This is a genomic window from Microscilla marina ATCC 23134, from assembly GCF_000169175.1.
Lineage (GTDB): Bacteria > Bacteroidota > Bacteroidia > Cytophagales > Microscillaceae > Microscilla > Microscilla marina.
In genome coordinates this window covers 260,164-274,000 of the sequence record NZ_AAWS01000001.1, presented here as the reverse complement: position 1 = coordinate 274,000, position 13,837 = coordinate 260,164, and the positions used below count along the sequence as shown (strand labels likewise).

Annotated in this window: 5 protein-coding genes; 2 read left to right on the top strand and 3 right to left on the bottom strand. The window is 40.2% G+C overall.

What is annotated here, in order from left to right:
* Positions 1 to 43 precede the first annotated feature (43 nt).
* The gene (locus tag M23134_RS01035; RefSeq protein WP_082226496.1) at positions 44 to 1,054 is read left to right on the top strand and encodes an acyl-CoA thioester hydrolase/BAAT C-terminal domain-containing protein; all 1,011 of its coding nucleotides are present in this window, start codon (positions 44 to 46) and stop codon (positions 1,052 to 1,054) included.
* On the opposite strand, the gene M23134_RS01030 is transcribed toward M23134_RS01035, so the two are convergent.
* The 3 genes from M23134_RS01030 to M23134_RS01020 form a co-directional block, all read right to left on the bottom strand.
* Positions 1,035 to 1,802, bottom strand: a complete 768-nt coding sequence (locus M23134_RS01030) for a DUF4261 domain-containing protein (RefSeq protein ID WP_002692938.1) — start codon at positions 1,800 to 1,802, stop codon at positions 1,035 to 1,037. The genes M23134_RS01035 and M23134_RS01030 overlap by 20 nt on opposite strands.
* Positions 1,803 to 1,832: 30 nt before the next feature.
* Positions 1,833 to 2,843, bottom strand: coding sequence for a tetratricopeptide repeat protein (locus M23134_RS37320; protein ID WP_002692936.1), 1,011 nt, complete (start codon positions 2,841 to 2,843; stop codon positions 1,833 to 1,835).
* A 114-nt stretch (positions 2,844 to 2,957) separates the two neighbouring features.
* A complete protein-coding gene (locus M23134_RS01020) occupies positions 2,958 to 4,238 on the bottom strand; it encodes a serine hydrolase (RefSeq protein ID WP_002692934.1) in 1,281 nt (426 codons plus the stop codon).
* Positions 4,239 to 5,056: 818 nt separating this feature from the next.
* Here M23134_RS01020 and M23134_RS01010 point away from each other — a divergent pair.
* On the top strand, positions 5,057 to 13,801 hold the full coding sequence (locus M23134_RS01010) for a T9SS type A sorting domain-containing protein (protein ID WP_002692933.1): 8,745 nt from the start codon (positions 5,057 to 5,059) through the stop codon (positions 13,799 to 13,801).
* Positions 13,802 to 13,837 lie beyond the last annotated feature (36 nt).

Below are 13,837 nucleotides of genomic sequence, written 5' to 3'. Positions count from 1 at the left end.
TGTGAGGTTTTGCGTTTTTTGTTTTTCAAATGCATTCACAACAATGAAGAATATATTGTTTATATGTGGGATGTTTTTGTGCATGACTTGCAAAAAAAAACATCAAAACGTAAGAGTTATTCCTGTCAAAGAAAGTTGGATAAAAGGTGAGCTATATAAAAACACGTTACCTACAGGTGCCAAAACAACTCCTGTGCTCAAAAAAACAGTGCTCATTACTTTGTCAGGTTTTGAGGGTGGTCATTTGCCTAAAGCATCGTTGCTGGCGCTGGCAGGCAAAGGTTACGACGTGTTTTCTCTTGCCTATGTCGCGCCTCCTTCTGTGCTTCCTGATAAAATATCTAAAATACCTATAGAGTACCTGGCCAAAGCAGTAAACTGGCTTAAAACAAATACCGCTTACAAAGACCATTCGATAGTATTGTTGGGAGTTTCTAAAGGGGCAGAACTAGCTTTATTGTATGGCAGTTATTATCAAAACATTGATGGCATTATTGCCTATTCGCCTTCTTGTTTGTTGTTACCAGGCATTACCTCTTCCAGTGACCCCCAACCTACCCAGGCACCATGGAGCTACCAATACAAACCCCTGCCATTTGCTCCAGTAAAAAAGCTAGATAAAAGTGCTAAAATTGTCACTTATCAAAAATATATTGAGCCATTACTGAAAAATGTAGAGGTACTAAAAAACGCCATGATTAAGGTAGAAAACATTCGTTGCCCATTGCTATTGCTCACTGGCACGGATGACAAAATGTGGGGATCGGAAAAAATGGCGCGCTTAATTTTATATAAATTAGAGGCCAACTTTAAACCCAAGCAAGCCAAAAGTGTAGCATACGAGCAAGCAGGGCATCTTTTTTTTTGGTTTGGAGACTCCCCACCTTCCACCCACTCAAACAGTTGGCGTAAATCTATTTTAAACACACAGTACCAATTTTTATTGGGGGGCACTTCTGACGGAAACCAACAAGCGATGCAAAAATCTCAACAAGAAGTGCTGAACTTTTTGCATACGCTTGACAGTAGACCAATTAAAACTCTAAGTCAATAACAGTTACATTATCTAAATATCTTGATGGCTGGTGGGTCATCATTACTTTTTGTTCGGCAGTCATGCCTATAGTTTCACCATCTTTCAATTCAGGGCTATGCGCCAGCAAATAGTGAGAAATATTATACAAAAAACCGTAAATATTGGTCAGGGTTTGCGCTGAGTAACTAACTTCTAACTCCATTTTGCCAAACTCGCTCAAACCATAAGTATATCCCGATATTTTGCCTTCGTCTTCGGCGTACAAACCAAAGTAAACCCACAACGAAATAGGTAAAGCATTGGTCTTTATTAGTTCACTTTCTTCCAAGTACCGTTCAGTTGACATCACCAGGTTTTGAGTGCCCATATATACCCCTAAAGCAGGCGAAAGTTTAAGCAACGATGCATTTACTTTGGTAAGCAAGTTGTACTTGGTCACACTATCTTCATCTGACATTACACTGACAACAATGTGTGCCTGATGTGGCTTGAGAGTTTCAGCAGCTTCAGACCAGTAATAGGCTAGTTTACACACTTGCTCCAGGTCTACCCAAGGCACAGGTTTATCTATAAACATTAAAGCTACTATTTGATTACCTACTTGTAATACTGTAGCATTATTTTCACTGCTATTCAAGTCTGACAAGTCTAACGAGATGCCCCAATCTTCTTCAAATACTTCAATAAACTTTTCTGGTTTGGGAAAAATGGCACTTTCCAAGGCTATCATCCCCAATACTGTTTTTGATTCTTGTGATTCCTCCATTACGATAAATATTCTCTGCTTTGCTTAATTTTACAATGAAGATAACTGCTTACCCATCCAATACTGAAAGGCTACAGTAGACTTTTGATTTTTCTTTTCTTTATTCCACTTTCTCACCTCTTTGGTAATTACTTTTTGATGAATAAAATAGCAATATGGAGTGATATGACGAGAACGCCCCAAGCGATAAAATAAAGGTGCGTACATATCGCCCCATACCGATGGATAAGGTGTTTTTCTGTTGACACTCCCTAAAGTTTTAAAGAAGAACTTGGTTTTATTCACAAACTCATCCATATTACTTTCGTTCCGCTTACGGCTAAGGTCTACTTGTGCCAAGCGGTGCTTGGTCATTAAAAAAGGATCAGAAGAAGGGATTGATCCTCCTTCGTTGTTCATAATTATTTTTAACAAGCCTTTTAACTCTACCAGGGCTTTTACCGAACGCGGAGAACCGGGCTCTAACAATAAAAAGAAATAATAAGACATTGCCGCTTTTATTCTACTGCCTTTTATTTCGTTAAGGGCTGCCAATAATAAGTGGCTACTCGCATGCATTGGTTTGATAAAGGCTGATTTTTGGGCATACTTTAAAGCCTTGTCATAGTTTTTAAGCGTATAATGATTAATGCCCAGGTTATATTGAATAAGGTAATGATGCGTATATTTTTGGGCAGCTTTTTCAAAAACTTCGTTGGCTTCAGGCAACTTACCCATATCTGTCAGGCAACTTCCTGTAAGCAGGTACGCAGCTAAAAGGTATCTCTTATTTTTTTCAATTACCTTTTGGCTGAACTTAAGGGCTTTTTCATACTCTTTGTTAGAGTAGTAACTGTTGGCAAGTTCATAGGTGGCAATCGTGTGCTGACTATCAATTTTTAAAGCTTGTTGAAATATAGCAATTGCTTCGTTGAAGTTTCCTTTGCTGTTCTCTACCCTCCCCTGCTTTAGCAGGTCATTTATCTTGTCTGTTTGAGCATAAGCACTGGAACATATAAGCACAACCCAAAGGCTAAAAAATATAGATTTATTCAAAGTCATTTGTTTGTAATGAGTTGGTCATCTCACCCGTAATCAAGGTAAAATGAGTTTTTATATATAAAAAAGATGATCAATTAAATTCTAAAGTATTTATGCACTGGAAGATATAACAAACTACCTCCCTACTCTAAAGCGGTATAGGTCAGGTTTGTACTTACGCGAGCGGGTAAGTTCGTATTCATAAATGAGCTGCCCAAAGTTTACCATAAATGGCATTCCTGTTTCTTTGTACTGATATTTACTATCATTAAGCACTTGATTGTTGTTTACATAGATTACCACTGAAAGCATAAACTCTATATTATTCTTAAAATCCACAACATACGCATTGTCTACTAAAAAACCATAGGAAAGTCCCACCTTATTGAAGATACGTATATGAGCAGGTATTTTTGATTTATAGTCCTTTTTTTTAAACAAATCGCCGTACATCAAAAACTTCATAAAACCATCTGTATGCTCAGGCTTGTTGTATACAGGGTAAGTACTTTCACGTGGGAGCATTGCCATACATTTATACAAAAACTGATAATCAGCCTCGGTCAAATCAAACCGTTGTTGAGGGCTCACTGATGCAGGAAACATGACCGCTTTTAACATTTGGTGCATGGTTTCAAGTGAAAAATAGTTTTTTGTCGAAAAGTTAAAGGGCTTATTCACTTTTTCACCTTCTTTGTTGATGTGAGCAATTCCTTTAAACGGCTGTTTTACTTTCGGTAGATATTCTATGTCGTTATAAGCTTCTTTTTGCTCATAAATCACTTTTCCTTTTTTATAAAACTTAAAAGGGTTTGTGTAGCGATTCGATACTTCGTCAAAGTCTGAGTTAGCCAGTCGGTGTTGTACCATTATATCATAATAACCTTTTTGCCAAAGAGATTCATTGATGTACTTTTGCCCCAAAAACTCATACAAACGATTAAACGCTTTATTATCACTTACGACAAACGCTCTTTTAATCATTTGGGCAAGAAAAGGTTTGCCATGAACAGTAGTGGTATCTTTTTTCAAAGGTGTTTGGGGTGCACGTACAGAATCAACCTCAAATACTGTATATTTGTTTAAGCCTTTTATTTTTAACTTATTTAGCTTTTCTAATGTAAGGCAAGCCACTGGAAGCTTGACCAGGCTTGCCGGATAAAAATAGCGATTTTTATCTACGTTATATTGGTAGGTTTTAAAGCTGGGGGTGTTGTTTGTATCACGGTTTATCTGGGTATACATTACCTGTAATTCATACACTTTGGAATTTTGCAATACTTGCCTAAAAGCATCTGACTGGCTTTTCATCAAGCTATCAATCAGGTTACTCTTCACACTCTTGTTGCTTTGTGCACTACAGCCTACACAGCATAATAACACAATACCCTGCACAAATAGGATCAATATCTTCATTTGGTTAGTTGTATTCTAAGTTTTATCAAATACAAAAGTAATGGTTTATATTTTTGCAGCAAGGCATCTACCTACAGATAATCGTACAAATATTTTTTTAATAAAACATCGGTTACATTTTATAGCATTCTCTCATGTATAGGTAAAATACCCATCTACATAGTAATTATTATTAAAATATCAATACGTATTATCAAATTATTCCTATCAAACAACTGTTAAATGGAATATAATTTGTTTAACTCCGTTTTGTTTTAACTAAAAGTAATTGCTTTCCGTAAAGCAGTACTAATTCAACATCACATAGAAAATAATGGGATCAACCTATATTACATTTTTATAACTCCTGACTTCAGATATTAGAAATACGTTCCTGACAAAGTATATTATTTTACATAAAACTAACACAGCTTATTAATTAATATATTGTATGAATTTCTGCACATCTATCAAAGTAAAAAATAACTTTACTGCACTTAATGCAGCCACTTGTGTAAAAAAACACCACACAAAAACGTTTTTTTGGCAATATTACATGCGGCAAAAAACACGGAAAAACACTTGTTATTCCTTTCAAAACTGGGGATTAAGTGCTATTACTTACATACCCAAGCCTTTTCGTTTTTCCCATAAAGGGGCTTCCCTACATTATACACATTTAAATTGTTTAGATTTGCAAACATAAGAGGTCAACCCTTTCCTTATGCTTGCATTAAAAAACAATGAGAATATTTGTTTTTTAGTTGCCTTCCCCAGCAGCCAAACAAACCTTGTTTTGTAACAACTAACAAATGCTTATATAAATAACTATTGCTTCTATGAATTTCCAACGCTTTATTAAAGTCCTTAAAGTCTTTGCCATTACCTTCCTTTTTATTCCTCAAATCAAGGCACAAGTAGTTGCCACGTGGAACCCAGGAGCAGGTGCAATGGCTGGAGGTTTTTATACAGACCTCAAAGAAAAAAACTGGTACAACCCTGCTAACTGGAGCTGGACGGTAAGTGGTGGCGCAGCCGACCCTACCCACGCCAGTGTACCCGACAATGGTATACCAGATATTAACACAGAGGTAGTGATACCTGGCGGTACAGCTGTTTGCTGGATCCCCCCAAACAATGCCAATTACTGTATAGATGCTATAACTAATGCCAACGCCCCTGCTGTGGGTAACGCCCCCTGTAGCGGCAATTTTGTACAAGCTACTGACCCATTGGCTGCTTCTATCACTATTAACGGAGGTGCCCTGTACAATGAAGCAGGCTCAGGTGTTGGCTCGCCTTCATCGCTTCAGGTGGCTGGCAATGTCACTATCAACAATGGAGGGGGTACAGAGGGGGTACTCATGTTGGAAACACCCGTTACCAAAATTGATGGTGACCTGGATATCACCAATAATGGGCATTTTGTTATAGTAAACGGACAAGTACAGGTAGAACTTCAGAAAAATATTAACATAGACGGAACCATTACCAAATTACAGACTAGTTCTACCGGAATCTTCACTATCAACTTTGTGGGTGCTTCTGACTCTTATATTACAGGAAACAACAATAGCAATGTAAGTAGTGCATCTGCTGCTCTTGCCCCCTACCTTAATTTTAATCGTTTTACTTCTGGTGCATTCGACAATATCTTGGTAAATAAATCAGTATCGAAAGGCAACGATTTTTTTGTAAGAAATACTGATGGTGGAATGCCTATATTATCTGGAGTAGTAGATGGGAGCGGTAATTTAATTTTAGCAAGTACTGGAAACTTTACTATTAACAAAGGAACTGTAGAAGTAAAGAATGCCACTACTTCCCACCAAACTTTTAATGGTTCAGACGGGTGGTCTTGGCGAATCAATGATCCAGACATTAACATTCGTGGCAAACTATTTATTGCCAATGCAGATGTAGGAACTGTTAGTTACAAAGGGGCAAGTTTAGACTTGTGGCACGGAGGTTTAGCCAACAAAGAAGATCTTACAATGCACCTGGGAGGTAGCCTTGAAGACTTGAATGTATATTACCCATCGGAAACAAATGATGGAGAAAGCAGAGGAGGCTTGTATATTGGTTCAATATCACCATCGGCCTACACCAACCAATCTCGTCCTATCATTGTATTTAACGGACAAATTAGTCAAGATATCAGAGGACTCAACGGAAATGGAACAAGCGACCAATTACAAAACTTTGCCAATAACGCTTCGGAAGGGGTAGGACTGGCGATGCCAAACGTAATTTATAACCCCGCCAATGCTACCAGTCGCCTTACCATTAATGTAAGTAATAACCTGCGAATTCTAGGACACTTACTCATAACCCAAGGAACATTTAGCCTTAATAGCCGCAAGTTGTTATTCGGAGACAAAGTAAGCGTTGCTCAAAGTAACACCAATATTACTTCTTATAACTACGGAGATGAAATTAATGTATATGGCAAATTCGAACTAAGCCCAAATTCTATTTTGAAAATGAGTACTGGAGGTACATCTTATGGTACTATTTTAAGGGTAAGAAAAGGCGGAAGCATTGAATCTTTAGGAACTGCCAATCAAAATGTAAACATTACCCGTGATGGTACTCCTGGTAAATACTACCGTATTGCAGCTTATTCTGGCTCTACAGTACGTATTGTATACACTTTATTTGAGTTAATCACTGGTAGTAATACAGGGTATGCCCTCCCTGGTACTGGCGTAGGTACCGACAACAACACAGGGGGCACCCATAGTAATGGAGGCTTCAAATGTTATACTGGTTCAGTGCTTGCCACTGACATAGACCACGACAATGATGCTACTACCAACCCTGTAACTTCTTTTAGTTATTGCACGATGAACACTGGCGGTTTTTACCTTAGTTTTATCACCATCAACACAGGGCAAACTATACAAATAGAAAAAATATCATTTGGTGATACTGGTGGACAATCTATATGTACTAATGCTGGTTGTACACCTAACTTCAGAAATGTCGTCGCGAACGGTAGTGGTGCTTACACCATTACTATGTACAAAACCAGTGGTTCAACTGGTGGTACACTTACAGGTGAACTTCATGACGGAGGGGCTGGCGATGGCAATATCATCTGGACAGGCCCTACTCCTATTTATTGGTTAGGTCCACAAGGAACTCCTATGGCAAGCAGCCATGACAAAGTAAATAAAAATAATACCTCCATATTTAGAAAGTGGTCAGATTCAAACGCTGACGGAAACCCTGACAACCTTGGATGGTCGCTTAGCCCCACCTCTTATGTGGCAATTGACCCTGACCCTAGTAAAATTCCAGGTAGTGCAGGTTTTACCAATTTTGATGTGTATGTACCTAGTACGTGCAGCAGAAACTTATTAATAGATGATGATTATACCTTAGACGGAGGCTATTTTTTCTTAGAGTATTTTGCATCTACCAATTTTTATGATGGCTCAGTATGGCACGGAAGAAAATACCGCCGCTCGGCTTACCTTGAAGATGGAAAAACACTGACACTTGGAGGTGACTTCATCAATGGGGGGGCATCATCTTACAAAGACCTTGGTGGTGTATTTTACGCAGGAACCAATAGTAACTTAAATGTTGCAGGTAGCTTTTTTACTAACTTCGGACGCTCTAACCAGGGCGAAGTAGCTTCTTCTATATTTGAGGCACTTACCGGGTCTACTGTTTTATTAAATGGTACTGAAAACCAAGAACTTCGTTTAAGAACCAACGCTTTGTATAACCTTACTATTGACAAAGCAAGTGGTACAGTGGTTACCCAAGGGCTTTCTGGTGCTACCTATTATAGTCAAATCGTTCAAAATAAGTTTTTGATGTTGAACGGTGGCTTTGTGATTCGCTCTACCTGTCCTTTAGTTATTCAAGGAGACTATGAGCAGCAAGGTGGGTCGGTAGACTTTGACTTAAGCCCTATCACTGTACAAGGAAATTTTAAAGTAACTGGTGGTAGCTTGATACCTACTTCGAGTACCACTTATTTTATACCTAATACTACAGCAGAGCGGGTTATCCAACTCGATGCCACCAATATCAAGTTTAACAAAGTAGTGTTTACCAGAAATGCTTACCTGCCTACCGCAGGGCATAACAACTCCAATAACTTTACTACCTCCCAAACTTCCCAACCTTCAAGCCCAGTGACTACCGTTACTCCAGGCATTGTAAGGTATTCCATAGTAAGTGCTATCACTACCGATCCAGCTAATTTTGAGGTGTTAAATGATGTCATCATTGAAAACAATCGTCATATCACGCTTGATGAAGATTTGAAAACTACTACCGGAAATATTACTATCAAAGACAAGGGAGAGTTAAGCACTTCTGCGGGTACACAGCTCCAAATTAGAAATGCTCAGACTCTACTGGTAGAAGATGGGGGCACCTTGAATGTAATAGGTTCGGTATCAAAGTACGCCAAGGTAAGTAGAAAAGGAACAGGGAATGATGCTTATAGTTTCAAAGTAAATGGAACCCTCAAAGCACGTTATTACCTGATCGAATTTACTGACGCAGACGGAGTAAACTTAAGCTCTACAGCAAAAACACTCAGCCCTGGGGTTATTATTATAGGTGGTGGTGGTGAAAACTACAGCGCCAAAACTGGGGTGAGCGTAGTAGGTGGTGGTGGAATTGGTGCCACAGCTAAAGCCGAAGTAACCGCAAGTATTACCAAAGTAAATGTGAGTAATCAAGGGGGAGGCTATACAGCAGCCCCAAATGTAACCATTGCCCCTCCAGGTAGTGGAACCCAGGCTACTGCTACAGCTATCATCAAAGGGCCAGTAACAGGTATGTATATGAACAACGGTGGGGAGTATAGTATACTGCCCAACCTGATAAACTTTACTGGTGGTGGCGGAAGCGGAGCTTCAGGGATAATAAAAGCTGGTATTAAAAATATTAACCTCACTAATGCCGGAGCCAAATACTCTTCTGCACCTACAATTGCCATTACTGGCGGAGGAGGAAGTGGTGCCATTGCCTCTACCAAACTGGATGCTGAAGTAGTAGGCTATGCTGTTACTGACGGTGGAAGCGGTTATGTAACGGTGCCCTCTATTGCAAGCATTGACATTGACCATTCTGCCACCAACAATAGTGCAAACGCTACCATTACCGGGGTAAGTTGCACAGTTACAGGAGCCAAAGATTTTGTAGGAGGTAGTGGTTATGATAACACCACCACCGTAACCATAGTAGGTGGTATATTCACTGTTCAGGCTACTGCTGTCCCAGTTATTTCAGGTGGGCAGTTGGTAGGTATTTCTATTACCAACCCAGGTTCTGGGTACACTTCTGCCCCAACCGGTATTACTATCAGTGGACCAGGTACTGGTGCCAGCTGTACCCCAACCCTTAGTATTGAATCACTCACCTTAGGTGCAGGAGGTGCAGGGTATGAAACAGCCCCAGCCATTAACTTTCCGGCCCCTCCAACAGCAACAGATGCCCCTACCAGCGTTGCCAATGCGGTTGCCAACCTCTCTGGTGCTATCAAAGTAATTACAGTAGACAACCCTGGGCAAGGGTATACTTCTACCCCTAACATCAGCATTCAGTCTCCCGGAGCTACTGCCTCGGCTAATGTATCTTCAGGACAAGTAACCTCGGTAAATGTAAATCAAGGGGGTGCCTATTATACCAGTGCTCCTACAGTAACCTTCGATTCAGGTACTGCAAGCGCTTATGCTGTAGTTGAAAATGGAGTAGTTACCCAAATAGTGGTAACCAATGGCGGAACTGGCTATGCCATTCCACCCAAGGTGACTTTAAGCTTGCCAACCGGGGCAGTTCAGGCAACAGCATCGCTTACAATGGCTATTAATGAAGTTGTACTAAACTCTGGCGGATTAAACTATGATACCCCTCCCACCGTGGCCCTTTCGGGGGGTACGGCAGTTGGTGGAGATAATGCCAGTTTAGAAGCTACGATGAGTGTACAAAGTATTTCTATTACCAACCCAGGTTCTGGCTATACCAATACCAGCTTACCAAACATCACTATTCAGACACCTGAGCCTGGCATAGGCATTGGGGTGGCCAATGGTGCCATAGCAGCCAAAGCTACGGCTGAAACAGTAGGTGAAATTACAGCCATCAATGTTATAACCAATGGAGCTGATTATACAAGTACTCCTTATATAATTATTACTGATACAACTGGTACTGGACGAGGTGCTGCGGCTACTCCAATCTTAGCCCATACTACGGTATCCAACATTCCAGTGATAGATGGTGGGTACTACACCTCTGTACCTACAGTAACAATTAATGGTGGGATTGACGGAGGTGGTACAAACGCCACTGCCACGGCAGTAATGGTTAGACCAACTTTTGATGAAATAGCCAAAGCAAGTATTAATGCCAAAGGTAGTACATGTAGTGATGGTACACACGAAATAGATGTGCCTGGTGGTACTACTACTGCCAAGGTTTTGGTAACAGTGGTAGGCGGGGTAGTTGCAGGGGTAAACATCAAAGCATTTGGTACTGGCTATAGTGGAGATGTAGACATTAGTAGCTTAGTAAACGCTGCGCCCTGTAACTGTAGTGGAGCAAGTGTAACGGCACTAAAAGGCTCACGGATTGGTCAAATTAATGTAGTAACTCCTGGGAGTTTATATACTGGTACTCCAACAGTTACTATTACTCCTACGGGTGGAAACCCTAACCAGGGAGATGGTGCAGCCATTGCTTACCTCACTGGCGCTCAAATTAGCTCCATTGTATTGACGCCCAAAAACGTATACCCTGCGGCTACTTTTAGCGATGGTATATTTACCAATGGGTACAACAGAGACAATGCAGGTGGCTCAGTAAATGGGGTCTTTATTACTTTTCCAGAAAACTACAGTGTGCACCGTAATAACGTAAATGCTTATAGTACAGAAGAGTCTTTGCCTGCAAGTGTAACCCACGATTACCAGGCAAACCCGGTAGTAGACACTATTTACAATGTGATTTTCCCACAAAATCCTACACGCATCACAAACCCATTTAACTCTAATAATATTAGAAGAACAGGAACCAGTTCAAATATTGAGAACCACATCGTGTTTAAAGATGCCTTGGGTACATTCTCAGGGGAAGATTATGACGCTGAAGAAAGTCCTAATAATACAGGAGATGGTTTGGTAATTTGGGTAGAGCCAAACATTGTTCGTTGGGATGGAGGACCTTCAAGCTCTGGAACCTCCTGGAAAAACCCTAACAACTGGCGACCCAACGGAGTACCAACTCCAGATAAACACGTAATTATTGATTACCAATTGATGGCATTGCAATACAGCAATCCAGCAGGACCAGGAGCAGTGATTGCCCCTACCAACTATTTGGTAGAAATGAACCTTGATCCTGTGGCTCACCCTATCACCTGTAGAAGCTTGACCATTGAAACTTTAATCCCGGGGCTTAATCCGGCTAGTTCTCGTGCTCCCATTTTATTGGAACTTGCACGACCAATGACCATACTTGAGAGTTTTTCAGCAAGCGCTAAAACTACCATTGCAGTAAAAAACCCAAACGCTACGATGTCTATTGGGGGCAGTTGGAGTAATGAAGGTAAATTTATTCATGGAGGAGGTACTGTTGAGTTTAATCAACCACTTACCCGTACGATCAACGCTACTTCTGGTATTACAGAGACTTACTCTGAACCATCAACTCATAGTACTACTGCTACAGTAGGAGAAGCAGATGAAGATGCCAACGCATTTTACAATTTGGTAATTTCAGATGGTACTACCGAACTCAACTCTTACATAAGGGTTGAGAACGACTTAACAATTAAAAATGCTGCCACCAGGCTCAACCCTTCTAACGATAACAACACTATAGAGCTATGGGGCAAGTGGCAAAATGAAGGGACTTTTGAGCCTAAAACGGGTAAGGTAATATTTGCCAGTAACCTTGAGCAAACAGTGTCTAAAGGCTTTAGAACTATAGCCACTGCTACTACTGTCATTACTGGTGATAAAGTGACAAGTATAACAAGAGTAGACGACGGTGAAAAATACGCCATAGCACCCCAAGTCATTTTAGAAGGCGGTGGCGGATATGGAGCCAAAGCTACTGCAAGCATTGATACAGATGGTAAAATAAACGGATTAACAGTAACTGACCAAGGTAACAACTATGCCTCGGCACCCACTGTAGTATTCGTTCCCATTGATAAAGAAAGCTTCTACAACGTAGACGTATACAAATCTGCCAATCACGTAACTTTATTGACAAGAACTGAGATTACTAACAGCCTCGATTTTAAAGCCAACAATATTGTCTCTGATACCCTTAGAGAATGTATCGTGGCAGGAAATGTTACTACTCAGGCTTTGTTGACAGGGAATGGGTACGTAGATGGACCAATGGGTCGTCTTTATAACACTAACAACTATTACGATTACTATATAGGAAAAGAAACAAGTTACCCAGGTCCAGTTAGACTTGACCTTACCTTAGATGGTATCGCATCAAGCAATGATGCAGGTAAAGCCCTATATATTATAGAGAGGTTTAACGCACTTCCAGTGGATGGTAGAATCATTCCAGCGTCGGCAGATGTAAACGTATTGCTTGATGCCCACTACAGGGTATACCAGGCACCTTATCCTTTTATCAATTCTTCGTACGCTAAAGATAAAGACAATAACGACTTGAACTTTGCTGCTGGAAAAATCGGGTTACCATTGACCTTGGATGTGGAAAGTATTACTACCCAAGCATTAACAGGAACCACGATAGGCTTAGGTACTATAGCCACTGTCAACCTTGACAACTACCGTATATTACAAGATCCAGGAGACGCTACATCGCCTCTAGAGAGCACCAAAAAAGGTTTAGATTCAGAGATGCCTTATCACACTACAACTCCATCAGCTCCTGCCTGGGTAAACCTGGGTGGTGAAAACACAGTCAACGCCGATATTGGAGAAACAACCATTATTAATAATGTAACCAGTTTTTCTCAACTGGGTAGCGGTACATTTGCTATGGGTATCAAATACTCGGCTTTACCAGTTGATTATATTACCCTAAAAGCCACCCCACAAGGTAAAAAGGTATTGTTGAAATGGACAAGCTTTAGTGAGGCTGATCTAAGTCATTATGAAATTGAAAAAAGTGTGGATGGACAGTCATTTGTAAAAATAGGTGACCAAGTAGCATTGGGTAAGCAAGGCTTGACACAAAGCTATAATGCAATAGATACCCAACCAGTCAATGGCTTTAACTATTACCGTATCAAGGTATACGATAAAGATGGTAAATTTCAACACTCAAAAATGGTAAGTGCTGAGGTTTCATTTACTGCGGGATTCACCATATTTCCGAACCCTAACAACGGAGATTATGTAAAAATAAGTTCAGAGGTAAGTCTGCCAGACGAGGAAATTCAACTGACAATTACTGATATTTCGGGTAAAACAGTATATACTCAAACCATTGGTACAGGCTCAAGAAGTAATGCAAATACAATTGAGCTAAACTCACTAAACCTGAGCAGTGGTTTACATTTTATCAATCTAAGTAGCACAAGTTTATCTACCCGTTTAAAACTGATCATTAGCAAATAATACTACTCACTGTATTTTTGCTTAGTAAAACTACCT

Coding starts and splice junctions, on each gene's coding strand:
- M23134_RS01035 (WP_082226496.1), top strand. CDS start 44: ATGAAGAATATATTGTTTATATGTGGGATGTTTTTGTGCATGACTTGC.
- M23134_RS01030 (WP_002692938.1), bottom strand. CDS start 1,802: ATGGAGGAATCACAAGAATCAAAAACAGTATTGGGGATGATAGCCTTG.
- M23134_RS37320 (WP_002692936.1), bottom strand. CDS start 2,843: ATGACTTTGAATAAATCTATATTTTTTAGCCTTTGGGTTGTGCTTATA.
- M23134_RS01020 (WP_002692934.1), bottom strand. CDS start 4,238: ATGAAGATATTGATCCTATTTGTGCAGGGTATTGTGTTATTATGCTGT.
- M23134_RS01010 (WP_002692933.1), top strand. CDS start 5,057: ATGAATTTCCAACGCTTTATTAAAGTCCTTAAAGTCTTTGCCATTACC.